The 23974-nt window shown below is 61.8% G+C and carries 24 protein-coding genes and 1 tRNA gene; 15 read left to right on the forward strand and 10 right to left on the reverse strand.

Annotation, left to right across the window (positions count from 1 at the left end; genetic code table 11):
• Positions 1-225: 225 nt before the first annotated feature.
• Positions 226-1620, forward strand: coding sequence for a lipopolysaccharide biosynthesis protein (locus tag PYH37_RS25645; RefSeq protein ID WP_280736163.1), 1395 nt, complete (start codon positions 226-228; stop codon positions 1618-1620).
• Entirely contained in the window at positions 1617-2891 is a 1275-nt protein-coding gene (locus tag PYH37_RS25650) for a GNAT family N-acetyltransferase (RefSeq protein ID WP_280734268.1), read from the forward strand. Before PYH37_RS25645 ends, PYH37_RS25650 begins: the two co-directional genes overlap by 4 nt.
• 35 nt (positions 2892-2926) lie before the next feature.
• On the opposite strand, the gene PYH37_RS25655 is transcribed toward PYH37_RS25650, so the two are convergent.
• From PYH37_RS25655 to PYH37_RS25665, 3 genes are all read right to left on the reverse strand, one after another.
• On the reverse strand, positions 2927-4576 hold the full coding sequence (locus PYH37_RS25655) for an AMP-binding protein (protein WP_280734269.1): 1650 nt from the start codon (positions 4574-4576) through the stop codon (positions 2927-2929).
• A 248-nt stretch (positions 4577-4824) separates the two neighbouring features.
• A complete protein-coding gene (locus PYH37_RS25660; protein WP_280734270.1) occupies positions 4825-5124 on the reverse strand; it encodes a hypothetical protein in 300 nt (99 codons plus the stop codon).
• Between the two features lie 223 nt (positions 5125-5347).
• Positions 5348-5432: transfer RNA gene (locus PYH37_RS25665), tRNA-Leu, on the reverse strand.
• A 210-nt stretch (positions 5433-5642) separates the two neighbouring features.
• Here PYH37_RS25665 and PYH37_RS25670 point away from each other — a divergent pair.
• Complete coding sequence (locus PYH37_RS25670) at positions 5643-6152, forward strand: disulfide bond formation protein B (protein ID WP_280734271.1); 510 nt, start codon at positions 5643-5645, stop codon at positions 6150-6152.
• A 60-nt stretch (positions 6153-6212) separates the two neighbouring features.
• Here the strand turns inward: PYH37_RS25670 and PYH37_RS25675 are convergent, their stop codons facing one another.
• Positions 6213-6770 carry an HNH endonuclease gene (locus PYH37_RS25675; protein ID WP_280734272.1) on the reverse strand — a complete coding sequence of 186 codons (558 nt, stop codon included), beginning with the start codon at positions 6768-6770 and terminating at the stop codon, positions 6213-6215.
• Between the two features lie 105 nt (positions 6771-6875).
• A complete protein-coding gene (locus PYH37_RS25680; RefSeq protein ID WP_280734273.1) occupies positions 6876-7523 on the reverse strand; it encodes a DNA-3-methyladenine glycosylase family protein in 648 nt (215 codons plus the stop codon).
• A 54-nt stretch (positions 7524-7577) separates the two neighbouring features.
• Here PYH37_RS25680 and gluQRS point away from each other — a divergent pair, with 54 nt between their 5' ends.
• Positions 7578-8465: a tRNA glutamyl-Q(34) synthetase GluQRS gene (gene gluQRS / locus PYH37_RS25685; RefSeq protein ID WP_280734274.1), complete on the forward strand. Its 888-nt coding sequence runs from the start codon at positions 7578-7580 to the stop codon at positions 8463-8465.
• A gap of 7 nt (positions 8466-8472) precedes the next feature.
• Here gluQRS and PYH37_RS25690 read toward each other — a convergent pair whose 3' ends face one another.
• Positions 8473-9348 carry a YihY/virulence factor BrkB family protein gene (locus PYH37_RS25690; protein WP_280734275.1) on the reverse strand — a complete coding sequence of 292 codons (876 nt, stop codon included), beginning with the start codon at positions 9346-9348 and terminating at the stop codon, positions 8473-8475.
• 172 nt (positions 9349-9520) lie between these two features.
• Here PYH37_RS25690 and PYH37_RS25695 point away from each other — a divergent pair, with 172 nt between their 5' ends.
• The 7 genes from PYH37_RS25695 (at position 9521) to PYH37_RS25725 (ending at position 15100) form a co-directional block, all read left to right on the forward strand.
• Complete coding sequence (locus PYH37_RS25695; RefSeq protein WP_280734276.1) at positions 9521-10354, forward strand: SDR family oxidoreductase; 834 nt, start codon at positions 9521-9523, stop codon at positions 10352-10354.
• A 23-nt stretch (positions 10355-10377) separates the two neighbouring features.
• Positions 10378-10581 carry a twin transmembrane helix small protein gene (locus PYH37_RS25700; RefSeq protein ID WP_280734277.1) on the forward strand — a complete coding sequence of 68 codons (204 nt, stop codon included), beginning with the start codon at positions 10378-10380 and terminating at the stop codon, positions 10579-10581.
• Between the two features lie 17 nt (positions 10582-10598).
• Positions 10599-11177 (forward strand): cob(I)yrinic acid a,c-diamide adenosyltransferase, encoded by a 579-nt coding sequence (locus tag PYH37_RS25705; RefSeq protein ID WP_280734278.1) that lies wholly within the window; start codon positions 10599-10601, stop codon positions 11175-11177.
• 25 nt (positions 11178-11202) lie between these two features.
• Positions 11203-11994: a rhomboid family intramembrane serine protease gene (locus tag PYH37_RS25710; RefSeq protein ID WP_280734279.1), complete on the forward strand. Its 792-nt coding sequence runs from the start codon at positions 11203-11205 to the stop codon at positions 11992-11994.
• A 292-nt stretch (positions 11995-12286) separates the two neighbouring features.
• Entirely contained in the window at positions 12287-13036 is a 750-nt protein-coding gene (locus tag PYH37_RS25715) for an electron transfer flavoprotein subunit beta/FixA family protein (protein WP_280734281.1), read from the forward strand.
• Between the two features lie 116 nt (positions 13037-13152).
• Positions 13153-14082: an electron transfer flavoprotein subunit alpha/FixB family protein gene (locus PYH37_RS25720; RefSeq protein ID WP_280734282.1), complete on the forward strand. Its 930-nt coding sequence runs from the start codon at positions 13153-13155 to the stop codon at positions 14080-14082.
• 145 nt (positions 14083-14227) lie between these two features.
• Entirely contained in the window at positions 14228-15100 is an 873-nt protein-coding gene (locus tag PYH37_RS25725; protein ID WP_280734284.1) for a 3-hydroxybutyryl-CoA dehydrogenase, read from the forward strand.
• A gap of 18 nt (positions 15101-15118) precedes the next feature.
• On the opposite strand, the gene tlpA is transcribed toward PYH37_RS25725, so the two are convergent.
• Positions 15119-15793, reverse strand: coding sequence for a thiol:disulfide interchange protein TlpA (gene tlpA, locus PYH37_RS25730; protein ID WP_280734285.1), 675 nt, complete (start codon positions 15791-15793; stop codon positions 15119-15121).
• Positions 15794-15818: 25 nt separating this feature from the next.
• On the opposite strand from tlpA, the gene argH reads away from it, so the two are divergent.
• From argH to PYH37_RS25750, 4 genes are all read left to right on the forward strand, one after another.
• The gene (argH, locus tag PYH37_RS25735; protein ID WP_280734286.1) at positions 15819-17222 is read left to right on the forward strand and encodes an argininosuccinate lyase; all 1404 of its coding nucleotides are present in this window, start codon (positions 15819-15821) and stop codon (positions 17220-17222) included.
• Positions 17223-17395: 173 nt separating this feature from the next.
• Entirely contained in the window at positions 17396-17587 is a 192-nt protein-coding gene (gene lptM, locus PYH37_RS25740) for an LPS translocon maturation chaperone LptM (protein ID WP_280734287.1), read from the forward strand.
• 15 nt (positions 17588-17602) lie between these two features.
• A complete protein-coding gene (gene lysA, locus PYH37_RS25745; protein ID WP_280734288.1) occupies positions 17603-18871 on the forward strand; it encodes a diaminopimelate decarboxylase in 1269 nt (422 codons plus the stop codon).
• Positions 18872-19043: 172 nt separating this feature from the next.
• Positions 19044-21638: a TIGR02302 family protein gene (locus tag PYH37_RS25750; protein WP_280734289.1), complete on the forward strand. Its 2595-nt coding sequence runs from the start codon at positions 19044-19046 to the stop codon at positions 21636-21638.
• Positions 21639-21726: 88 nt separating this feature from the next.
• On the opposite strand, the gene PYH37_RS25755 is transcribed toward PYH37_RS25750, so the two are convergent.
• The 3 genes from PYH37_RS25755 to PYH37_RS25765 all read right to left on the reverse strand — a co-directional run bounded on the left by PYH37_RS25755 (position 21727) and on the right by PYH37_RS25765 (position 23705).
• Positions 21727-22086 (reverse strand): response regulator, encoded by a 360-nt coding sequence (locus PYH37_RS25755; RefSeq protein ID WP_280736164.1) that lies wholly within the window; start codon positions 22084-22086, stop codon positions 21727-21729.
• Between the two features lie 253 nt (positions 22087-22339).
• Complete coding sequence (gene hpt / locus PYH37_RS25760) at positions 22340-22885, reverse strand: hypoxanthine phosphoribosyltransferase (RefSeq protein WP_280734290.1); 546 nt, start codon at positions 22883-22885, stop codon at positions 22340-22342.
• A gap of 169 nt (positions 22886-23054) precedes the next feature.
• Positions 23055-23705 (reverse strand): hypothetical protein, encoded by a 651-nt coding sequence (locus PYH37_RS25765; protein WP_280734291.1) that lies wholly within the window; start codon positions 23703-23705, stop codon positions 23055-23057.
• Positions 23706-23974 lie beyond the last annotated feature (269 nt).

Consider the following 23974-nt stretch of genomic DNA (forward strand, 5'->3'; position numbering starts at 1 on the left):
TTTTCATATCCGGCGCCGGTGGTATCAGGAGTCGGATTCATTCGCCGAGGCGATCGGACCGCAGCATCGCCCGGCGTTCATCTCGCTGGTCGGCATCGGTGCGCCCCTCTTCGGAACGGCCACGCTGAACCGTTTGTTAACGCTGATCTGGCAGAAGTGAAGACCTGTATTGCGTAAGCTCAGGGTGTCCACGTGTTCATGGCGGTATGTCAATCGGCCGGACGAATGCTGCCGTCGGCGCTGAGGCACCGCCTATCCCATTTGCTCCGCCCGCTCGTGCCGGTTCTCGCCGGCTCCGACCCGAGGAGTCGTGCGCAGCGGATGGCCCTGATCACCTTTGTGATCCGCATTCTGAGCGCGGCCATCGCCTTCGTTTCGCAGATCGTTCTCGCCCGGCTGATGGGAGAGTTCGAATATGGCGTCTTCATCTTCGTCTGGGTGCTGGCGGTCCTGTTCGGCAATCTTTCCTGCCTCGGCCTCCACGCCGCGGTGATCCGGTTCCTGCCGGAATATCATACGGCATCCGCACTGGCCGAGATCCGCGGGCTGACAGCGACCATCCGCATTTTCGCGCTTCTTTCCGCAACCGCGCTGGCCATAGCCGGAGCGGCCGGCCTCTGGCTCTTCGGGCGTGCGATCGAAAGCTACTACGTCGTTCCGCTCTATCTCGCCCTGTTCACCCTGCCGATGATCGCGCTCGGCGACGTCATGGAGGGCACGGCGCGCGCGCACAGCTGGCCGATTGCGGCGATGAGCCCGACCTACATCCTGCGGCCGCTGCTCATTCTCGCCTTCATGGTTCTGGCGGTGGTCGCGGGGCTGCCGCACGACGCGACGACCGCCATGATCGCCGCGCTGGCGGCCACCTATGTGACCACGCTCGGACAATTCCTCGCCATGGCGTGGCGACTTGGCAGGCACTACGTTCGCGGCCCGATGAAGATTGAACTCGGCCGTTGGCTGCGCGTCTCCGTTCCCATCTTTCTCGTCGACGGCTTCGGCTTCCTGCTGACCAATTCCGATGTCGTGATCGTCGGCCTCTATCTCAAGCCTGACGACGTGGCGATCTACTTTGCGGCGGCAAAGACCATGGCCCTCGTCCATTTCGTCATGTTTGCCGTGAAGGCCGCGGCGGGGCCGCGCTTTTCCGCGGCGATGGCCGCTCGTGATCTTCATCAACTGGCGGAAATCGCGATCGAGAGCGCGCGCTGGTCCTTCTGGCCCTCACTTGCGGTGGGCGGTGCCGTATTGCTGGCCGGACCTTTCCTTCTTTCGCTGTTCGGTCCTGCCTTCACCTCCGGTGTACCTTTGATGGCGATCCTTTTCGCCGGGATTCTCGCAAAGGCCTTGGTCGGTCCCGTCGAAACGCTGCTCACCATGGCCGGGCGGCAGAAGCTTTGCATGGTCCTCTATGCGGGCGCACTCGCCGCCAACATCCTTCTGAACGTGACGCTCATTCCGCTTTTCGGCCTGACGGGTGCGGCCGCTGCGACGGCCGGTGCGATGTTCGTAGAAGCGGCAATCTTACATCTCGCGGTACGCCGCACTTTCGGCTTTACGCTTCTGGCTTTCGCCGGGGCGAGAAGCAGCAATCACAAGAACGAGGCGATCCAGCCATGATCGGCAACCCCCATCTTCCTGGAGACGCAAGCGGCAGGGCGAGCCGGCTGCTCGGCGGTCTGGCGCAACCCGGCTTCGATCAGTCGCTGGCCGAACAGACGTTCATGGTCGGGCGGCCCGGACGACACCTCGCGATCTATCCGGCCAAGGCTGGCTACAGCCTGCAGCGGGAACTCGACTTTCTCTCCAATCGCGCGATTGAGCCGAACGTCTTCTTCACCGGCCGCTTCCTCGCTCCGGCCATGCCGCGGCTCGAAGACAGGGTCATCCGGCTCGCCGTCATCCGCGACAACGGCGAGCGCAGCAGCCGGATCCGCTTCCTGATGCCGTTCTCGATCGAGAAACCGGGCTTCTCGATCGGCGCGACCATTATTCGCGCCTGGTCGAATCCGTTTGGGCCGCTGGGTGTGCCGCTTCTCGATGCGGAGGATGCGGCCGAAACGATCAGCAACCTTTATGAAGCACTTGCAGCGCCCTCCTCCGGTCTGCCGCCGATCCTCGTGCTTCCGGACGTGAGGCTCAAAGGCAAGTTCGCGCAACTGGCCCGCGCCGTGGCGATCGGCGAAAACCTGCCGCTGACGGTGACCGATACCTTCAGCCGACCGATGCTCGAAAGCCTGCTCGACGGGCCGACCTATTTGCGCGAGGCAATCAGCCCCCCGCATCTGAAAGAACTGAGACGCCAGTGGAACAATCTCGGGAAACAGGGAAGGCTGATCTACAGCGTCGCGCGCCAGCCTGAGGAAATCCGGCTGCGAATGGAGGAGTTCCTGGCGCTCGAGGCATCCGGCTGGAAGGGGCGCGAGCGCAGCGCCATGATCATGGACCGCTTCCGGGCCGCTTTCGCCAGAGAGGCGATCACCAATCTCGCTGAAGCGGACAGCGTGCGCATCCACAGCCTCAACCTCGACGGCAAGGCGATCGCGGCCATGGTCGTCTTCCTGATGGCCGGCGAGGCCTTCACGTGGAAAACGGCGTATGACGAGCGATATGCGAAATATTCGCCAGGCAAGCTGTTGCTGGCGGAGCTGACCGAGTGGCACCTCGATGACGCCAACATCGCCCGTTCCGACTCCTGCGCGGTGCCAGACCATCCGATCATGGCCCGCTTATGGCAGGAGCGCGAGGAGATGGGCACGCTCGTCATCGGTCTGCAGCAGAACCGCGACCGCGACGTACGCCAGGTCGCGGCGCAGCTTCACCTTTATCGCAACACCCGCAATATGGCTCGCCTGCTGCGCGAAAAGATCCGGGCGCTGGCCGGCCGCTGACGCACCAGCGCTCCGCCGGAAGCGACCACGGTCCGCTACGTGTTACCGCTCCCAGCCGACACCTCAGCAGCAGCCCTCTCGCGCAAGAGCCGGCGGATCACTTTGCCCGAAGTGGTCAGCGGCAGGCTGTCGACGAAGTCGATCTCGCGCGGGTATTCATGCATCGAAAGCCTGGTTTTCACCCAGTCGCGGATTGCCGCCGCAGTCTCGCGGTCGGCGGCGGCACCGGGCCTCAGCACCACATAAGCCTTGACGATCTCGGTGCGGATCGGATCCGGTTTGCCGACGACCGCCGCAAGCTGGACATCGGGATGGCCAGCCAGACAATCCTCGATCTCCCCCGGTCCGATGCGATAGCCCGACGAGGTAATCACGTCGTCGTCGCGGCCGAAGAAGGTGAAGTAGCCCTCCGCGTCCATCACCCCCTGGTCGCCGGTGGTCATCCAGTCGCCGATGAACTTCGCTTCGGTCGCCTTCTCGTTTCGCCAATAGCCGAGAAACATCACCGGGTCGGGACGCTTCACCGCCACCTGGCCGACGGTGCCCGGCGGCAATACCCGCCCTTTGTCGTCGATGATCGCCACCTCATGTCCCGGCGCCGCCTTGCCCATCGAGCATGGCTTCAAGACGCCGAGATCCGCTGCCGATGAGATGACGATGTTACACTCAGTCTGGCCGTAGAATTCACTGACCTCGATGCCGAGTGCGGTCTTTGCCCATTCGAAGGTCTCGCGCCCGAGCGCCTCCCCCGCCGAGCCGATCGTCCTGAGATTGAGCGCATAACGGGCGCGCGGCTGGTCGACGGATTTCAGGAGCCTTAAAGCGGTCGGCGGAATGAAGGCGTTGCGCACGTCCATTTCTTCCATGATCCGGAAGGCCATGTGCGGGTCGAATTTCTGCGCCGGCGAGGAAACCACGGGCACGCCGAAGAGCAGCGACGGCAGCAATGCGTTCAAGAGCCCGCCCGCCCAGGCCCAGTCGGCCGGCGTCCACATGCGATCGCCCGGTTGCGGCAGAAAGTGATGATGGAACTGGAACCCCGGCAGATGGCCGAGCAGCACGCGATGACCGTGCAGGGCGCCCTTCGGCGGCCCTGTCGTTCCCGAAGTATAGATCATCAGCGCTGGATCGTCCGGCGTGGTGTCGGCCGCAACAAAGCGCCCCTCGCCCTCTGTCAGACGATCGAAACGGACGGTGCCGGGCAGTTCCTCGTCGTCCGCAAGCACGATCAGCCGAAGGCCGGGCAGATGACCGCGGATCGCAGCGACACGTTGGTAGCCGAAGCGATTGGTGACGATAGCCGTCGCCTCGGCATCCCGCAAACGATATTCAAGTGCCTCGACGCCGAAGAGCAGGGCCAGCGGCAGGGCGATCGCGCCGAGCTTGTAGATTGCCGCATGGGCGATCGCCGCCTCGAAGCCCTGCGGCAGGAGGATGGCGACGCGGTCGCCGGGTTTGACGCCGTGCGCGGTCAGCCCCGCAGCAAAAGCGGAGGAGCGGCCGGCGAGGGCTCCATAGGTCAGCGAACGATACGCGCTGTCGGGGCTGAAATGCTGTAGGCAGATGCGCTCCGGATCACGCTCCGCCCAGGCATCGCTGATGGCAACGCCGATGTTGAACTTCGCCGGAATCTGCCAGCGGAAGTCGCGATAGAGTTCCTCGTAGATATCACTGTTCGGTAACATGGCCCTGCCGCGATGGAAATTTGCTGCAACGCAGCAGCTAACACTTCCATTCGGTAGAGTTCAATGGTTGGGGCTACTACGCCAGCACGGTCGATATTACAAACTGCCCGACCGACGCAGCGCCCGGCAAGGCTCTATCCGATGACTTTCCAGGGGCATGTCACAGAGATCATGCAATGTCTCTCCTGCGGCATATCCGGGGGGGGATGAATGCGACGGAGAGGGCGCAGCGGCTTGGGCGGCGTATGTCAGTAGCGGTAGTGGTAAGCTGATGATCTCCAGCCGCGCTTGCACTTGATCTCTTCCTTGTACTCGTCTTTGTCCCACTTCCGCTCGATCTTGCAATTTCCCTGCCGGTATTCTTCCTTATAGGCGCTCCGCTCGCGTCGATACTCACGCTGGTAGCGGTACGGACGCCAGTAGTCACCTTCATACCTTTTGATCCAACGCCCATGACCGCTTTCATCCTTCCAAGGGTCGGCGGCGGCTGTCCCGGCGTACCCGGTCATGGCCATGAACAATGCGATTATTACGCCGAGCATCTTCATAGAATACCTCCTCGCCTGTTTCGTGGAATGCGCGCGAAGTGGTCTGCGCAAACCATGTCCAAAAAATGGTCATGTTATCGCTAGAAAGTCGCCGCATTGACCATTGGTTCCCTATGGGAACAATTTGGCAACGATATGCACCGCATGACGGTGGAGCGGCGAACCTCCCACACATTCAGGGCTGAAAGATGCGGGACAACAAAACTATAGCCGTTTTGAATGGTGGTGCCCCATGCCGGAGTCGAACCAGCACTCCTTTCGGAACTCGATTTTGAGTCGAGCGCGTCTACCAATTCCGCCAATGGGGCACAGGCTGCGTGATATCAGCGGTTTGCGATTTACACGATCGATTTCGCGCCGGTCAACCGCGAAATTGCAATTTACTCCGCGCCGATCACAAAAGCGTGCAAACCTTGATAGATGCAGGGAATTTACAGCCGGGCCGATCCTGCCTAAGAAGGCCGCACGTTTTGAACGGGTGCATTCGCCGGACCACTTTGCCGCCCGCATGAGGTATCATGATCGAGTCTTCCGCCGCTCATCGCCAGCAACTGCTTTTCGCCGTGCTCGTCACGCTCGGCATGACGGCTGCCGTTGGCGGTGCATTGGGTTTTGAGCATATCGGCGGCTACATCCCTTGCGCCCTTTGCCTGCTGCAACGCGATCCCTATTACTATGGCATCCCCCTCGGCATTCTGGCAATTCTGACCAGCGTCTTGAAACTGCCAGCCTGGATGACGCGGACTTTGCTCGTGCTCGTCGGCATCCTGATGCTGGTCGGCGCTGGCATCGGCGTCTATCACGCCGGCGCCGAATGGCATTTCTGGGAAGGCCCGTCGACCTGCGCGACCACGGCTCAGGGCATCTCGTCCGATGTCGGCGATCTGCTCGGCGATCTTGATGCCAAGCACGCCCCCTCCTGCACCGACGCGGCGCTGCGCGTGCTGGGCCTCTCCTTTGCCGGCTGGAACGTCATTGCGAGCCTCATTCTTGCGGCGATCGCCTTGCGTGGTGCCGCCAAGGCCTGATCTCGCAAGAGATCGCATGCCGGTGCCTGGGTGGTGCCGCCAGATTGAATTCGGACCTGCTTACGGCTGCAGTTCGACATCCCAGTAGAGATAATCCATCCAGCTTTCGTGGAGATGGTTCGGCGGGAAAAGCCGGCCATTATTGTGCAGATCCTGCACCGTCGGCTGGTATGGCTTTTGATGCGGAAACATGTGCGCCTGCTTTGGCAATTTGCTGCCCTTGCGCAGGTTGCAGGGCGAACAGGCTGCGACGACGTTTTCCCAGGTGGTCTGGCCGCCGTGAGCGCGGGGCACCACATGGTCGAACGTCAGATCGTCCGGTGATCCGCAATATTGGCATTCGAATTTGTCGCGCAGGAAAACATTGAACCGGGTGAAGGCCGGATGGCGCGACGGTTGAACATAGCTCTTGAGACAGACGACGCTCGGCAGACGCATCGAGAAGCTTGGCGAAGAGACGGAATGTTCGTATTCGGCGAGAATAATCACACGGTCGAGAAAGACCGCCTTGATCGCGTCCTGCCAGGACCAGAGCGACAAGGGATAATAACTCAGCGGCCGGTAATCGGCGTTCAGCACGAGCGCCGGTAGGGCCTGAGGTGAGACTGCAATCGTCAAGCGTATTCTCCTGATCGATTCGGCATCTGCACTTCTATATTAGGCGCGTTGCGACAGGATTGTGAAGCCACAAAGAAAAACGGAACGAAGGATTCGCTTTTTCCTTCAAGGCGTCACAGGAAGCGCATCGCGCCGCATTTCTCGCGCGTAATAGGCCCAGAAGAGCCGTGCGGCGACGCTACGCCAGGGAGACCAGGAGGCGGCGAGCGAATCGATCTCGCCAGTGGTTGGGCGCAGGTCGAAACCGAGCGCATGGCCGATGGCGTTCTGCAGCGCCACATCGCCGGATGGAAAGACGTCCGGGTGACCGGCACAGAAGAGCAGGTAGACTTCCGCGGTCCAACGGCCGACACCCTTGATCGCCGTCAACTCATGGATGGCGGCCGTTGCCTCGACGTCGCAGATTGCATCGAGATCGATCTCACCGGCAACGGCAGCGGCCGCGACGCGCCGCAACGTGTCGGCCTTGGCACGAGAAAGCCCGAGAAGCCGGCAATCATCGTCGTCGAGCGACAGCACGGCGTCAGCGCTGATCTCGCCGAGCGACGCTTCCATGCGCTTCCATATGGCGGCGGCACTCGGCTTTGAGACCATTTGCGAAACGATGATATTTGCAAGCCCGCGATAGCCCGGATCGGTCCGCCTGAGCGGCACGGGTCCCGCCTTGGCAATGACGTGCTCGAGACGGGCATCGAGCATAACCAGACCGGCAAGACCGGCCTCGATATCCTCGTGTGTCCGTATGATACGCATGCATCCTCCAAAAAGCGGATGACCTTTATATTGCTTCCATGTCAAAGGGAAACAATGCCCCGATCATCGCCAGAACAACCCGTTTTCCGTTTCGCGCCAAGTCCGAACGGCCTCCTGCATCTCGGCCATGCCCTGTCCGCGATCATCAATCACGACATGGCAGCGGCGGCTGGCGGGCGCTTCCTGCTGAGGATCGAGGACATCGACGTCAAGCGCTGCCGACCGGAATTCGAGGCGGCGATCTTCGAAGACCTCGCCTGGCTGGGGCTCAGTTGGGAGCAGCCGGTGCGGCGCCAATCCGAACATTTGGATCTCTATGCGGCAGCACTTCAGCGCCTGAGGGGATTGGGCGTGGTCTATCCCTCGGTCATGACCCGCGGCGAGATCAAGGCGGCGGTGGCCGCAGCGGAAGCGGGCGGGAAGATCTGGCCGCGCGATCCGGACGGAACGCCGCTCTATCCCGGCGACGAACGCAACTTGCCTCCAAGCGAGCAAGCCGTCCTGCTCGCCGGCGACCGGCCATACGCCTGGCGACTCGACGTGGCGAAAGCAGTCGACCTCGTTGCGGAAACGCTGACGTGGATCGAAACCGGTGCCGGTCCGGCCGGTGAAACAGGCGTGATTACAGCCGATCCCGCCGCCTGGGGCGACGTCATTCTCTCGCGTTCGGACGCGCCTTCGAGCTATCACCTCTCAGTCGTCGTCGATGACGCGCTGCAGGGTGTGGCTCATGTCGTGCGCGGCCGCGACCTCTATCATGCGACCTCGGTCCATCGTTTGCTCCAGCGCCTTCTCGATCTGCCGGAGCCGATCTATCACCATCACCGCCTTATCCTCGGCCCGGACGGGCGGAAATTGTCGAAGAGCAGCCAGGACACCGGCATCGCCGCCTTCCGCGCCGCAGGGCGCTCGCCGGCAGAGGTCCGGGCGATGGTTCTGTGAGCCGCGCTCATTCGTCCCGTGTCGCCTGGAACCTGCGCATCACCATGCGCTTGACCTTGTACTTCAGGATCGCCGCGTTGATCTCTGCGCCGATGATGAAGATCGCGCCGATCATGTAGAGGAAGACCAGAACGATCATGATCGAGGCGAGCCCGGCATATGTCGCGACATAATTCGAGAAGTTTGCGAGATAAGAGGCGAAGGCATAGGCGCCCACCGACCATAAGAAGAGCGTCAGGACGATGCCGGGCAGCACGTCGACCACCTTGCGATGGCCAGCAGGCAGCCACAGATGTGACACGAGCAGCCCTATCGTCACCAGCACCAGCGCCAGTGTCAGCCCCCAGTTATTGGCGGTGGCGAGCAGGGTGTCGAGCCAAGGCAGCCATTGATCGGCGTTGCGGACCGCCAGCGGCACGGCGACGAGCAGAACGCTGACCACCGCAAGGATGAGCACTCCGGCGAGCACGAAGGCAAGGCTGGCAAGCCTGGTCACGTACCAGGAACGGCTTTCTGCCACCCTATAGGCGCGGTTGAGCGCGATCCGGAGCGCTTCGACGCCGTTCGAGGCGAAATAGGCGGCCGTAAGTACGGAAATGGTGAGCAGCCCCCCGCGCGGAATGGTGAGCACCTCTATGACTTCATCGGCGAGGGGCTTGGCAATCGATGCTGGCCAGGCGTCGAAAATCAGGTGAACGGCGGTCGACGCGAACTGGTCGGCGCCCAAAAAGCTGCCAAGCGCGGTGCCGAAGATCAGGAAGGGAAAAATCGCCATGAGCGAGGACAAAGCCACGTGGCTCGCCATCGCCCATCCATCGTCCTCGCTGAAATGCCAGAGCGCATCGAACACGACCTTCCAGATGATGCGAACGAATCCCGGCATTCCGTCTCCGAGTGTAGCTGCCCGTGCTTCTTCGCTCGGATCGGCCGGCATGGCGCCTTGTAGCGGCGCGCATCCTGCCCTCTCAAGCACCGGGCGCGGCACGCGCTATCCCAATTGTATCCCAACGATGAATATGGGAAACGAGGGCTGGATTTCTACAGGAATCGACCGAATGCCCGATCGCCCCACCATCATTGTGACCGGCTGTTCTTCCGGCATTGGCGCCTTTTGTGCCCGGGCATTGAAGAGAGACGATTGGCGCGTGTTCGCGACTGTGCGCCGACCGGAGGATCAGGCCGAGCTGGAGCACGAAGGCATCGAAACCTTCATCATGGACTACACCAAACCGGAGACGATCGCCGCCCTGTTCGAGGCCGTGATGGCGCGCTCCGGCGGGCGCATCGATGCCCTGTTCAACAACGGTGCCTATGGTCAGGCCGGAGCAGTCGAAGACCTGCCGACCGAAGCATTGCGCCTGCAGCTCGAAACCAACGTCATCGGCTGGCATGACCTGACGCGCCGGGTCATTCCGTCAATGCGGGCTCGAGGCCACGGCCGCATCGTGCAGTGCTCTTCCATCCTCGGCATTGTCCCCTATCGCTGGCGGGGCGCCTACAATGCCTCGAAGTTCGCGCTCGAGGCTCTTTCCCTGACATTGCGGATGGAACTCGCCGGCAGCGGCATCGAGGTCAGCCTGATCGAGCCGGGCCCGATCGCATCGAAATTCACCGCCAACGCCCTCCCCTACATCGAGCGCTTCATCGACCTCAAGAATTCCGTCCATCGCGTGGAATATGAACGCCAGATGCGGCGACTGCGCGGCGAGAGCAAGCCGGCACCCGGCAAGCTTGGGCCCGAGGCCGTTTACGTCGTGTTGAAACATGCTTTGACGGCGCGCCGGCCGAGGCCCCATTATATAGTGACAAGGCCCGCCAAACAGGGCGCGCTGTTGAAAAGGCTCCTGCCGGCGACATTGTTCTATCGCATTATCGGCCGGCTCGGTTGATCGAATTTATAAGGAATTACGCCATGCCCAGTTTCTTTACCGGACTGACCCTGCTTGTCATGGGCCTGGTTGCGATCGTGCTTATCCGCGGCCTGTTGAACATGGCCAGGGGCGGTAGCGGCAGCACCTCCAACAAGCTGATGCAGGCGCGCGTGCTGCTGCAAGCGATCGCTCTCGTGCTGATCATGCTGACGCTGTGGGTCACCGGCGGCGGCCGCCCAAGCTGAGGATAAGCGAAAGCACGATGGTCAAGCTCAACAAGATCTATACCAGGACCGGCGACGACGGCACGACCGGTCTCGTCACCGGCCGGCGCCGCTCCAAGAGCGATCTAAGGGTGGAGGCCTATGGCGCCGTCGACGAGGCGAACGCCTTCGTCGGTCTCGCACGCCAGCACACCGGCAGCATAGCCGATCTCGATGCGATGCTGATGCGCATCCAGAACGACCTTTTCGATCTGGGCGCGGATTTGGCAACGCCGGATACCGGCGAAAAGCAGGAGTACGAGCCGCTCCGGATCGTCGCTTCCCAGGTTGCGCGGCTCGAAGAGGAGATCGACCGGCTGAATGCGGACCTCGAACCCTTACGATCCTTCGTGCTGCCTGCCGGCAGCGCCGCCTCGGCGGCCCTGCACGCCGCCCGCACCATTGCCAGGCGGGCTGAACGGCAAATGGTAGCGCTCGCCGAAACCGAGGGCGAAACCGTCAGCCGTGAAGCGGTCGCCTATGTCAACCGGCTTTCCGATTTCCTGTTCGTCGCCGCCCGCTGGGCGAACGACAAGGGGCGCGCCGATGTTCTTTGGATTCCGGGAAAGAACAGATAAGTCGAGAATCGGGCTCGGGGGTCGCATGTTCATACCGCTTCACGACAGGAACACCCTGAAGCACATAAAGATGCAATACGTGACGATCACGCTGATCGTCATCAACATTGTCGCGTGGCTGATCACCGGGCCGATCGCCACGGAAGAATTCGCAAACGCCACCGTGCTCGGGCTCGGCTACATCCCGGCGATCGTTTTCGATTACGCCATGCTCGATCCTTCCCTCGTGATCGTCCCGGACGAATTCACCTTCGTCACCTATTCTTTTTTGCATGGCGATTTCATGCATCTGGCGATGAACATGCTGTTTCTCTGGGTTTTCGGCGACAATGTCGAGGACGCGCTGGGGCACTTCCGCTTCCTTGTCTTCTATCTGCTGTGTGCCGCCGCGGGAGCGCTTGCGCATGGGCTCATCGATCCGGCCTCGGAAGCACCGCTGATCGGTGCCTCCGGCGCCATCTCCGGCGTCGTTGCCGCCTATTTCCTGCTGCATCCGAAGGTGCGGGTCTGGGTGCTCGTGCTTTTCCGCATTCCGCTGCCCCTGCCCGCCGCCATTCCGCTCGCCTTCTGGATCGGCCAACAGTTTTTCATGCTGGTGGTCGATCCCGGCAGCGGCGTTTCCTGGAGTGCCCATGTCGGCGGTATCGTTGCCGGGCTGCTGCTTGTTGTCGTTTTGCGACGTAGCGGCGTGCCGCTTTTCGATCGCACCATCGTCAGCCCGCGTGCCGTCGAGCACCAAACCCTGACAGCCGATGTGGCCGGCACGCCGATACCGGACAGCAGAAAGCGGCCCACTCCGTGGGGCCGCCCAACCTGAAGACCGATCGGAACATTACCAGGTTCGGCTCGATATAAATTGCAATTTCAATGGATTGCCCGCTCCGTTAGACCCCGCAAGATGCCCGTCTCCAGTGATCTCGGCTTCCTCTTGTCAGATTCGTCTCTTACGTGTACGTAAACGTTAATGAAAATCCCGGGCTTATATCGATTTAGCTTTGTGAGCGGCGATTGTAATTGGAGAAAAAACGCGTATCGATGTCGCCAACCGACAATCAGGCCGCTTTGTTAAGGCGCATTTTCCTGCAAAAGTTCCTGGAGGGAAAGAATCCATGAAAATACTCGTGACGGTGAAACGGGTCGTCGACTTCAATGTCAAGATCCGGGTGAAGGCGGACGGATCGGGCGTCGAGCTTGCCAATGTGAAGATGTCGATGAACCCGTTCGACGAGATCTCGGTCGAAGAGGCGCTCAGGCTCAAGGAAGCCGGCAAGGCCTCGGAAGTGGTCGTCGTCTCGATCGGCCCGGCCAAGGCCGAAGAGACGCTCCGCACCGCGCTTGCCATGGGTGCCGACCGGGCGATCCTGGTCGAGACCGAGGACCAGGTGGAGCCGCTCACCGTGGCCAAGATCGTCAAGGGTGTTGCCGAGGCCGAGCAGCCGGGGCTGATCATCGTCGGCAAGCAGGCGATCGACGACGATTCGAACCAGACCGGCCAGATGCTGTCGGCGCTGCTCGGCTGGGCGCAGGGCACTTTTGCCTCGAAGGTCGAGATCGCTGACGGCAAGGCGAATGTCACGCGCGAAGTCGATGGCGGACTGCAGACGGTGGAGCTGAAGCTGCCGGCGGTCGTCACCACCGACTTGCGCCTGAACGAGCCGCGTTACGCCTCGCTGCCGAACATCATGAAGGCGAAAAAGAAGCCGCTCGACAGACACACCCCGGCCGACTTCGGCGTCGACACGACGCCGCGGCTGAAAGTTCTGAAGACGGAAGAACCGTCGGGCCGCAAGGCCGGCATCAAGGTCAAGTCGGTCGCCGAGCTCGTCGAGAAGCTCAAGACCGAGGCCGGCGTACTTTAGTTCATGCGTCCGGAAAGTTGGAACCGGTTTCCGGACAAACGCATGAACCACGTAAGAATCCTCGAGCTCCGATCCGGAACGGATCGTTGAGCTCAAACCGAAAGGGAGATTTCACCATGGCCATTCTGCTTCTGGCTGACCACGACACCAGCCACCTTTCCGACCAGACCGCCAAGGCACTGACGGCGGCCACGAAAATCGGCGGCGATATCCACGTGCTCGTTGCCGGTTCCGGCGTCAAGGCAGTCGCCGAGCAGGCGGCGAAGCTTTCCGGTGTCGCCAAGGTGCTGGTCGCCGACGATGCCTCGCTCGCCCACAGTCTCGCCGAGCCGCTCGCCGCCCTCGTGGTCTCGCTCGCCGGCTCATACGACACGCTGATTGCCGCCGCCACCTCGGTCGGCAAGAACGTCATGCCGCGCGTTGCGGCTCTGCTTGACGTCGCGCAGGTCTCAGAGATCATCGAAGTCGTCTCGTCCGATACGTTCAAGCGGCCGATCTATGCCGGCAACGCCATCCAGACGGTGCAGACGAGCGAGCCGAAGACGGTCATCACCGTGCGCACCGCCTCGTTTGCCGCCGCGCCGGAAGGTGGCGCGGCACCGGTCGAGACGGTTGCCGCCGCGGCGAACCCGGGCCTTTCCAGCCACGTCTCCGATGCGCTGTCGTCCTCCGACCGGCCGGAACTGACCTCGGCGAAGATCATCATCTCCGGCGGCCGGGCACTCGGTTCCTCGGAAAAATTCAAGGAAGTGATCCTGCCGGTCGCCGACAAGCTCGGCGCCGCGGTCGGTGCCAGCCGTGCCGCCGTCGATGCCGGCTATGCGCCGAACGACTGGCAGGTCGGCCAGACCGGCAAGGTGGTCGCCCCCGACCTCTACATCGCCTGCGGCATCTCCGGTGCGATCCAGCACCTCGCCGGCATGAAGGATTCGAAGGTGATCGTCGCCATCAACAAGGACGAGGAAGCGCCGATCTTCCAGGTCGCCGATTACGGCCTAGTCGCCGATCTCTTCGACGCCCTGCCGGAGCTCGAAAAGGCGCTTTAAGCAACGCGAGCGCCGGCACGAAAACGCTGGAAAAAGCGCCGACTTGGCATTAACAATCGTACCGGGCCCGGCTCAGTCGGCCCGGTATTTTCGTGTCCGCGACAGTATAGCTGCCGGAAACTCTTGTGGGTGGATATTCGCTTCGATGATCAAGACGATCGGAATTATAGGCGCCGGGCAGATGGGCTGCGGCATTGCCCATGTTTCGGCAACCGCCGGGTACAAGGTGCAGCTCTACGATCTCGCCGCAGATCGCATCGAGGCCGGATTGGCGACCATCAACGGCAATCTCGCCCGTCAGGTTTCTTCCGGCAAGATGACCGACGAGGACCGCAAGAAGGCGCTGTCCCTGATCAAGGGCTCGGCCGACATCAATGATCTGTCGCAGGCAGACCTCGTCGTCGAGGCGGTGACGGAAGACGAAACGGTAAAACGGAAGATCTACGGCCAGGTTTGCCCGATAATGAAGCCGGAGGCGCTTCTCGCGACCAACACCTCTTCGCTCTCCATTACGCGGCTCGCTTCCGCGACCGATCGCCCCGAACGCTTCATGGGCATCCACTTCATGAATCCGGTTCCGGTGATGAAACTGGTGGAGCTGGTGCGCGGCATCGCGACGGACGAAGAAACCTTCAAGGCGGCAAAGGAGTTCGTCGCGCGCCTCGACAAAACCGTCACGGTCGCCGAGGACTTCCCCGCCTTCATCGTCAACCGCATCCTGCTGCCGATGATCAACGAGGCGATCTATACGCTTTATGAGGGTGTCGGCACGGTCGATGCCATCGACACGGCGATGAAACTCGGCGCCAATCATCCGATGGGGCCGCTGCAGCTTGCGGACTTCATCGGCCTCGATACCTGTCTTTCGATCATGCAGGTGCTGCATGACGGCCTGGCCGATTCGAAGTACCGCCCCTGCCCGCTTCTGGTGAAATATGTCGAGGCCGGCTGGCTCGGCCGCAAGTCCGGCCGCGGCTTCTATGATTATCGCGGCGACGTCCCCGTACCGACCCGCTGACCGGTCTGCGTAGCAAGCTTAGCTGCCTACGGGTGCAGACAGTGCCGCCTGGATCAGAGCCTTCGCGTCGTTGCTGTCCCAGGCGGCGGGTCCGTTCATCGAGCCGATCAGGCAGCCCTTCTCGTCGAGCAGCAAGGTGGCGGGAAGGCCGAAGGCGAGGCCTTCCTTCTTCATCGCGTTGAAGACCCCCATCGAAGCATCGCGATAGTAGCGCAGCTCATGGACGCCGGTCTCGTCGAGAAACGCCTTGGGCTTTTCGTCGTCGCCCGTATCGATGTTGATGGCGACCACCTCGAAACGATCGCCGCCGAACGCCTTTTGCAATTCGTTCAATGCCGGCATCTCCTCCCGGCAGGGCAAGCACCAGGTTGCCCAGAGGTTGACGAGAACCGTCTTGCCGGCAAAGGCCGCAAGCGTCAGCGGTTTACTGTCCGGGCCATTAAAATTGAGGCCGATCGAACGTGGCTGGGCGGCGGGCGTCATCGCCGCGACCTGGCCGCGCATCAGCGGCGTCAGCGCTGCGATCTTCTGCGCCGCAAACGGACAGCTTTGGTTCTCCGCCGTTTGCGCCATGCCGCCATTGCCAGACCCGGTGTCCTTCACGTATACCGCAGCCGCGCCCGCGATCACGCCGAAAAGCGCGGCGAGCGCGAACAATTTCACGGCCGGAGGACGTTTCTTCTGGTCTGGCATTTCATTCTCCAAGGCGGGCATCCTCATGGCTGACGGCAGTTCCGAGACGAAATCCTCCAACCAGATGTGGGGCGGTCGCTTCGCCTCGGGCCCGGACGCGATCATGGAGGAGATAAATGCCTCGATCGGCTTCGACAAGAAGCTCTATGCCCAGGACATCCGCGGCTCAATAGCACATGCGACCATGTTGGCGCATCAGGGCATCATTTCGACCGAGGACAAAGACAAGATCGTTCACGGACTAAACACGATCTTGTCAGAGATCGAAAGCGGTGCGTTCGAGTTTTCGCGCCGACTGGAAGACATCCACATGAACGTCGAAGCAAGGCTGGCGACGCTCATCGGTCCCGCCGCCGGCCGCCTGCATACCGCGCGCTCGCGCAACGACCAGGTGGCTCTCGACTTTCGCCTTTGGGTGAAGGAAGAGCTGCAGAAGACCGAGAAGGCCCTGACTGCGCTGATTGCTGCATTTCTCGATCGTGCGGAAGAGCATGCCGACACCGTCATGCCGGGCTTCACTCATCTGCAGACCGCGCAGCCGGTCACCTTTGGCCATCATTGCATGGCCTACGTCGAGATGTTCGGCCGCGACCGCTCGCGCGTGCGCCATGCGATCGAGCACATGGATGAAAGCCCGATCGGCGCCGCGGCTCTCGCCGGCACCGGCTTCCCGATCGACCGGCATATGACGGCGAAGGCCCTCGGCTTCCGCGAACCGACCCGCAATTCGATCGACACGGTCTCCGATCGAGACTTCGCGCTCGAATTCCTGTCGATCGCCTCGATCGCGGCAACGCATCTATCGCGCCTGGCAGAAGAGATCGTCATCTGGTCGACCCCTCAATTCGGCTTCATCCGCCTGTCGGACGCGTTCTCAACCGGTTCGTCGATCATGCCGCAAAAGAAGAACCCGGATGCCGCCGAGCTTGTGCGCGCCAAGACGGGCCGCATCAATGGCTCGCTGGTTGCGCTGCTGACAGTGATGAAGGGCCTGCCGCTCGCCTATTCCAAGGACATGCAGGAAGACAAGGAACAGGTCTTCGACGCAGCCGAGAGCCTCGAACTGGCGATCGCGGCGATGACCGGCATGGTCAGGGATATGACCGTGCGCGCCGACCGCATGAAGGCCGCCGCCGGCTCCGGCTACTCGACCGCAACCGACCTTGCCGACTGGCTGGTGCGGGAAGCGGGCCTGCCGTTCCGCGATGCTCATCATGTGACCGGCCGCGCCGTTGCCCTTGCCGAGCAGAAGGGCTGCGATCTCGCCGGTCTTTCGCTCGAAGAGTTGCAGTCGATCAATCCGGCAATCACAGACAAGGTCTTCGACGTTCTGACGGTCGAAGCCTCGGTCGCGAGCCGAACCAGTTTCGGCGGCACGGCGCCCGCCGAGGTGCGCAAGCAGATCGCCTGGTGGCGAGCGAGCAATTAGCGCGGAATGAGAAAAACTATGTGCGGTTTTTCGCCCCGCATCCCGCGCCAGCCTCTTGGAAGCGATCGCAGAAACAGGGTGCACAAGGCGCTGAAAAACCGATAAGAGATCGCACCAGAGCGGCGATGGAGTGCCGCTTCTGGATCGATCGGCTTCGGCGAAGGAAAGTGACGATGACATTGAAGAAGGCGGCCCGCCTTGCGCTCCTGCTGACACTTCCCGCGCTGGTTCTTGTCGGCTGCGGGCGCAAGGGCGATCTCGACCGGCCGGGAGCCACGACGCTCAATACCAGAACACCCGCCGGCACTGCCGAAACGAAGGATACGGTCGAAGACCGGCCCTTCCTGCTTGATCCCCTCCTCTGAGCCGAGCGACGCCCCGTGAACCACTTCGAATACCGCGACGGAATCCTCCACGCCGAAGACGTGCCTGTAACGGATATCGCACGCGCCGTCGGTACGCCGTTCTACTGCTATTCCACCGCGACGCTGGAGCGCCATTACCGGGTCTTCTCGGAGGCCTTCGCCGACGTTGATGCGATGGTCTGCTACGCGATGAAGGCCAATTCCAACCAGGCCGTTCTGAAAACGCTCGGCCGGCTCGGCGCGGGCGTCGACGTGGTGTCCGAAGGCGAACTGCGCCGCGCACTCGCGGCCGGCATCCCGGCAAACCGGATCATGTTTTCCGGCGTCGGCAAGACTGCGCACGAGATGGATCTTGCGATCGAGGCCGGCATATACTGCTTCAACGTCGAATCCGAACCGGAACTGGAGGTCCTGAACCAACGCGCCGTGCGCGCCGGCAAGCAGGCGCACGTCTCCTTCCGCATCAATCCGGATGTCGACGCCCGCACTCACGCGAAGATTTCGACCGGCAAGAAGGAAAACAAGTTCGGTATTTCCTGGGAGAAGGCGCGCGGCGTCTATGCCCATGCCGCGACCCTGCCCGGAATCAAGGTGACGGGCATCGACATGCATATCGGCAGCCAGATCACCGAGCTGCAACCCTTCGACGATGCCTTCAAGCTGCTGCGCGAACTGGTCGACACCCTACGTTCTGACGGTCACGTCATCGACCACGTCGATATCGGCGGGGGGCTGGGCATTCCCTATAGGGAAGACAACAATCCGCCGCCACACCCCGACGCCTATGCCGAGATCGTCAAGAACCAGCTCAAGAGCCTCGACTGCACGATCGTCACCGAGCCTGGGCGATTGATCGTCGGCAATGCCGGCATTCTCGTCACCGAAGTGATCTATGTGAAGGATGGGGGCGACAAGACCTTCGTCATCGTCGACGGCGCAATGAACGACCTGATCCGCCCGACCCTCTATGAAGCCTATCATGAGATTCGTCCGGTGAAGATTTCCGCCGCCAACGCGCCGCGCATCAAGGCCGACGTGGTCGGGCCGGTTTGCGAGACGGGCGACTATCTGGCGCTCGACCGGGAAATGGCGATGCCGAAGCCGGGCGATCTTTTCGCGATCGGCTCGGCCGGAGCCTACGGCGCGGTGCAGTCGGGAACCTACAACAGCCGGCTTCTCGTTCCCGAAGTGCTCGTCAAGGGCGACCGCTTCCATGTGGTACGCCCGCGCAAGGACTATGACGCGCTCGTCGGTCTCGACTCGATACCTGATTGGCTCGATTAGAACAGGACGGGGAGGCGCCGTGCGGTTTTCTGCTCGCACCCTCCACCCCCTTCAGAGTCCTGCCGGACCGATCACGTTTTGTTGTCGCCCTCGTCTTCGCCACAAACGGTGTTATCCTGAGGCTTAGAGGATCGGGCACGCGCTCAGCGCGACCAAAAGGAAACTTGGGTGGATGACGCAATTCCGGCAGGATGAAACGCCACAACCGAATTCATTTGCAAGAATGCTGGCGACAAAACGGTTTTTCGCTCGCCTGGTCCTTCTGGCCGAGCAGGTGCTGCCGCTCACGCTTGCTCCCGTTTCCCTTGTTCTCCTGTTCCTCTCAGCCGGCTGGCTGGGCTTCTTTCGTGCCGCGCCGTTCTGGCTGCATGTTGCCGTTCTTCTCCTCTTCCTCGCCGGGCTGTTCTTCTCACTGCTGCCGCTGACCCGCATCCGCTGGCCGGAAACGAGCGACGCCGACCGTATGCTGGAGGAGCGTAACCAACTGCCGCATCAGGCGATCCGGGTGCAGGACGACGCGCCGGCGACACATGGCGCGTTCGGTGCGGCCCTCTGGCGCGAGCACCAGGTGCGCATGGCACGCCTGGTTCGCGGACTGGATACCGGCCTGCCCCGTCCCGATATTCCCAAGCATGATCCCTCAGCGCTCAGGGCCATTCCTGTCCTGCTCGCCTGCATCGCCTTCGCCTATTCCTATTCCAACCGCGCCGGTTTGATGTCGGACGCTTTCCGGCTGCCCGAGTTGCAAGAGGTCGCACCCGACCTCCGCATCGATGCCTGGGTAACGCCGCCCGCCTATACCGGACGCGCACCGATTTTCCTCACCGGCCGGCAGGATGCGACCGCGGCCGGAGGCGAGAAGACCGCAATCACCATACCGCAATTCAGCGATCTCACCGTGCGGATAACCGGTGGCGGGGCCGACGAGCAGGTAAGCTATACCGAATCGGGCAAGCCGGAGCCGACGATCGTTCCGACGGCGGACGAGAAGCCGGAGCGAAAGAAGGAACAAACGGCAGCAAGCGGTGTGCGCAATCATCTCTACAAGATCACCAGGGATGGAACGCTCTCCGTCGGCGGACAAAGCTGGAGCTTCAAGATTACGCCGGACAGCGTCCCGGATATCGCATTCGACGGTGCTCCGCGTGGCACGGTGAACGCCGCGCTCGAGATCAGCTTTCTCGCCCATGACGACTACGGCATCGCGCAGGCTTGGGCGGAGATCAAGCCGCTGGACGAACCGGCAAGCGACGCTCGGCCGCTCTACCCGCCTCCCGAATATCGCATCGACCTGCCGCGGCGCAACGCGCGCGAGGCAAAGGGCATGACAAGCCGGAACCTCAGCGAGCACCCGCTTTCCGGAAAGCGTGTCCGCATTACCCTGGTCGCCCGCGATGCCGCCGGCCAGGAGGGACGAAGCGTGCCGCAGGACATGATTTTGCCAGCGCGCCGGCTCTTCGAGCCGCTCGCCGCCGCAATTGCCGAACAACGGCAGCTCTTCGCACTCAACACCAATGACCTGCCGCGCGCGATCGAGCTCAATGACGCGCTGACGCTCTACCCCGAGGAAACGATCCCGAACCTCACGCATTTCCTTTTACTTCAGTCGGCGCGCACGCGCATGGAGCTCGCCCGAAACGATGACATGCTGCGCGACGCCGCCGACTATCTTTGGGAAATCGCGCTCGGCATCGAGGACGGCGACCTGTCACTCGCCGACCGGCGGCTGCGCGATGCGCAGCAGGCGCTTTCGGATGCTCTCGAACGCAATGCTCCCGACGAAGAAATCGCCAAGCTGATGCAGGAATTGCGCGAGGCGATGCAGGAATACATGCGGGCGCTCGCGGAGCAGGCGGCGAAAAACCCGCAGATTGCGGCGAACCCCGATATGAACAACGTGCTGCGCCAGCAGGATTTGGAAAAGATGCTGAACCAGATCGAGAACCTGGCGCGCTCCGGTTCCCGCGACGAGGCACGCCAGCTACTCTCCGAACTGCAGCGGATGATGAACAATTTGCAGGCCGGCCGCATGCAGCAGATGGGCGAACAGAACAATGCCATGCGTCAGCAGATGGATAAGCTCGGCCAATTGATGCAGCAGCAGCAACAGCTAATGGACGAGACCTTCAAGCTGGACCAGGCGTTGCGCGATCGGATGCAGCGCGGCGACCCTCTGCAAGGTGAGGACAACGAGCTCTTCGACCAGGATATGCCGCAGGATCCGGGGCAGCGAAGCGAGCCCGACGGCCAGCCCAACCCCCTCGACGGGATGACCGCCGAACAGCTGAAAGAAGCCCTGAAACAACTGAAGCAACAGCAGGAGGCGCTCGGCAAGCAACTCGGCGATCTTCAGAAAGGCCTCCAGGATCTGGGTGTAAAGCCAGGCAAGGGCTTTGGCCAGGCACAGCGCGAGATGGAAGGCGCGGCCGGTGCATTGGGCAAGGGTGAGGGCGAGCAGGCCGTCGGCAGCCAGGGCCGAGCGCTGCAAGCGCTGCGCGAAGGCGCGCAGGAGATGATGAACCAGATGCAGTCGCAGGGCCAAGGACCCGGACAGGGCATACCGCAATACGGCCAGAACGGGCGCGATCCGCTGGGGCGGCGGCAGCAGAATGTTGGTCCCGACTTTGGCGATCAGGTGAAAGTACCGGACGAAATCGACACCCAGCGCGCCCGGCAAATCCTCGATGAAATCCGCCGCAAGCTCGGCAACACCCTGTCGCCGGAAGCGGAACGTCAATACCTCGAACGCCTGCTGGACATGCGTTGATAATCTTGAAAAGCGGTGGCTACTGCATGGTTCGCTAAATCGGTTCCGATTTAAGGAACCATGCAGCAGTTGAAAACCGCAGGCCGCGTCAGGCGACCAGCGCTAGAGCCACGGCCTTGCGTATATCGGGCAGGGAAAAGGGCTTCGAAATCACATCGACGACCTTGCCGGAAAGATCATCGGCGCGCTCGCGCTGCTCGGCATAGCCGGTCATCAGCAGAATCTTTAGCTTAGGGAATGCGGTAGAGGCCTGGTGCGCAAGTTCGATGCCGTCCATCACCGGCATCCGGATGTCGGATAAAAGCAGGTCAAATGCTTGGTCTTGAAGGCAAGCGAGACCGTCGGCTCCATCCCCGGCCTCGACCGTTTCGTGTCCGTCGAGTTGCAACGCCCGCGCCACAAACGAGCGCAGTGCATCCTCATCCTCGGTAATCAGGATTCTCGCCATCATGGCCTCCCGTGTTCGCTCTCATGGAGCACCGACGTCCTTCTGAATGCCAAAGGAACGCTCTACCTTATTGAACCTACACGCCGCACACCGCTGACAGCGGCCGTGACGCTGCTCCAGACAAACAGCTTTTCGTTTGCTTTCGGTAAACGCGACCGGGCCGATTTTCAGTATTCGGCCTGGTCCACAGGATAGAGGCGAGCATGGGACGAGAAAAATCTGAGCGGCTTCCGCTCGCATCTCGCGCCAAACTCTATTCGGCATCGCCAGTTATCACGCCGACGAAGGGTAGTTCGCGGAAGGCGTAAGCGACATCCATGCCGTAGCCGACCACAAAGTGGTCGGGGCATTCGAAGCCGACATAGTCCGCTTCCAGATCGACCTGGCGCTTCACGCGCTTGTCGAGCAGCACGGCAACGGTGACGTTTCGGGCGCCGCGCTTGTAAAGCAGTTCCTTCGCAAAGCGCAACGTTCGGCCCGACTCGAGAATGTCGTCGATCAGCAGCACGTCGCGGTCATGGACGTCGCTGTCAATATCCTTGGTGATCTTCACTTCCTTCGATTCGGTTCCCGTGCCGTAGCTCGAAAGCGTGATGAACTCGACCTCCGGCGTCAGTCCGGCTGCATGCATCGCCCGAAGGAGGTCGGCCGCGAAGATGAACGAGCCTTTCAGGATCGAGATGACCAGGAGGTCCTTATGCGGCCCGCGAACGATCTCTTCAGCCATTTCCCGGTTTCGGGCAGCGATCGTTTCGGCGCTGTAAAGGATCTCGATATTCTTACCGCGGACAACGGGCATGCAGGTTTCTCCGTTTCGTCAGGAAGAACACCAGCCTTCCCTTTCTGGACCGCGAAGACTTCGGATCAATCCGCATCCGTCGTAATCGCTTTTCGTAAAAATGAGAGCGGATGCGGGCGAAATCGCTCGGGCTTTCCTCGTGCCGCTCCAGAGCGTCGGGTTAGCACAATTAGAGAACGGAAACACCGTTTTCCGCAAAGGAAACCGTTACATTCGGCATTTTTCCACCCGCATATGGGAGGCGGGTAACAAAATGCCGGCTTTCGCCGGGCGCGATCGCCATGCCCTCCGGCATCAGGCGTGTCGCGGTGACCTTGCGCCCGTTGCTCGTCACATCGACGATGACGGTCGGCAGATGCTGTTCCTTGCCCGACCGGTTGTCGATAGTGCCGTAGACGGAGAGTACACGCATGCCGCCGGAGTAATCGAGTGACGTGGTCACGCCCTGGATCGTAAGTGGACGGGCGCCCGAGTGGTCTTGGCCGCCAAGTCCCGCGATCAGCAGGAACACCATAAATCCAAGGCCCGCGACCAAGCCGACGAAACGTCGCGCCGGCATGGCGCGCAATCTTGCCTCGACCACGGTCAGCACCTGCCGCTTCGCGCCTGCTACCCGGCTGGTCGTTGTCCGCAGTACGGGCTGGCCGGCAGACGGGCGGTTGTCGTTGAAGACCGGATAGGGGCTGCGCCGGTTGGCGGCAAGGGTCTCGAACTCGACGTCGATAAAGTCCAGGTTTCTGGCGACGGCAGCACTTGGGCGGGGCCGGCGTTCCGGCGGAATCAGGTCGATACCGGCGGTCCTTCTGCGAAATGCCTGCATGGGTCACTCCCATCCGAGCGCCGCGCCGAAAGGGGCGAAGGTCGCTGTAGCAATGCCTGCGGCTTGCCTCCGCAAGAAACAGGGCATTGCATCAAATCCTGACGACACGTAAACCGAAATGGTTAATGTTTCGGAAAGAGGCCGCGAAAGCGGCGCCTTTTCATGGAAAATTAACCGCTGCTTAACCATGCTGCCGCACGCAGTTTTGCCTTCGCCGGCTGGCTGTCCTATGCGCAGTAATCGGCTGCGGCGCATGTCGAGGGTCATGA

Origin of the sequence: Sinorhizobium numidicum, from assembly GCF_029892045.1 — a bacterium.
Taxonomy (GTDB): domain Bacteria; phylum Pseudomonadota; class Alphaproteobacteria; order Rhizobiales; family Rhizobiaceae; genus Sinorhizobium; species Sinorhizobium numidicum.

Excerpts from the sequence above, each read along its gene's own strand:
- PYH37_RS25645 (WP_280736163.1), top strand. The coding sequence starts at position 226 with ATGCTGCCGTCGGCGCTGAGGCACCGCCTATCCCATTTGCTCCGCCCG.
- PYH37_RS25650 (WP_280734268.1), top strand. The coding sequence starts at position 1,617 with ATGATCGGCAACCCCCATCTTCCTGGAGACGCAAGCGGCAGGGCGAGC.
- PYH37_RS25655 (WP_280734269.1), bottom strand. The coding sequence starts at position 4,576 with ATGTTACCGAACAGTGATATCTACGAGGAACTCTATCGCGACTTCCGC.
- PYH37_RS25660 (WP_280734270.1), bottom strand. The coding sequence starts at position 5,124 with ATGAAGATGCTCGGCGTAATAATCGCATTGTTCATGGCCATGACCGGG.
- PYH37_RS25670 (WP_280734271.1), top strand. The coding sequence starts at position 5,643 with ATGATCGAGTCTTCCGCCGCTCATCGCCAGCAACTGCTTTTCGCCGTG.
- PYH37_RS25680 (WP_280734273.1), bottom strand. The coding sequence starts at position 7,523 with ATGCGTATCATACGGACACACGAGGATATCGAGGCCGGTCTTGCCGGT.
- gluQRS (WP_280734274.1), top strand. The coding sequence starts at position 7,578 with ATGCCCCGATCATCGCCAGAACAACCCGTTTTCCGTTTCGCGCCAAGT.
- PYH37_RS25690 (WP_280734275.1), bottom strand. The coding sequence starts at position 9,348 with ATGCCGGGATTCGTTCGCATCATCTGGAAGGTCGTGTTCGATGCGCTC.
- PYH37_RS25695 (WP_280734276.1), top strand. The coding sequence starts at position 9,521 with ATGCCCGATCGCCCCACCATCATTGTGACCGGCTGTTCTTCCGGCATT.
- PYH37_RS25700 (WP_280734277.1), top strand. The coding sequence starts at position 10,378 with ATGCCCAGTTTCTTTACCGGACTGACCCTGCTTGTCATGGGCCTGGTT.
- PYH37_RS25705 (WP_280734278.1), top strand. The coding sequence starts at position 10,599 with ATGGTCAAGCTCAACAAGATCTATACCAGGACCGGCGACGACGGCACG.
- PYH37_RS25710 (WP_280734279.1), top strand. The coding sequence starts at position 11,203 with ATGTTCATACCGCTTCACGACAGGAACACCCTGAAGCACATAAAGATG.
- PYH37_RS25715 (WP_280734281.1), top strand. The coding sequence starts at position 12,287 with ATGAAAATACTCGTGACGGTGAAACGGGTCGTCGACTTCAATGTCAAG.
- PYH37_RS25720 (WP_280734282.1), top strand. The coding sequence starts at position 13,153 with ATGGCCATTCTGCTTCTGGCTGACCACGACACCAGCCACCTTTCCGAC.
- PYH37_RS25725 (WP_280734284.1), top strand. The coding sequence starts at position 14,228 with ATGATCAAGACGATCGGAATTATAGGCGCCGGGCAGATGGGCTGCGGC.
- tlpA (WP_280734285.1), bottom strand. The coding sequence starts at position 15,793 with ATGCCAGACCAGAAGAAACGTCCTCCGGCCGTGAAATTGTTCGCGCTC.
- argH (WP_280734286.1), top strand. The coding sequence starts at position 15,819 with ATGGCTGACGGCAGTTCCGAGACGAAATCCTCCAACCAGATGTGGGGC.
- lptM (WP_280734287.1), top strand. The coding sequence starts at position 17,396 with ATGACATTGAAGAAGGCGGCCCGCCTTGCGCTCCTGCTGACACTTCCC.
- PYH37_RS25750 (WP_280734289.1), top strand. The coding sequence starts at position 19,044 with ATGACGCAATTCCGGCAGGATGAAACGCCACAACCGAATTCATTTGCA.
- PYH37_RS25755 (WP_280736164.1), bottom strand. The coding sequence starts at position 22,086 with ATGGCGAGAATCCTGATTACCGAGGATGAGGATGCACTGCGCTCGTTT.
- hpt (WP_280734290.1), bottom strand. The coding sequence starts at position 22,885 with ATGCCCGTTGTCCGCGGTAAGAATATCGAGATCCTTTACAGCGCCGAA.
- PYH37_RS25765 (WP_280734291.1), bottom strand. The coding sequence starts at position 23,705 with ATGCAGGCATTTCGCAGAAGGACCGCCGGTATCGACCTGATTCCGCCG.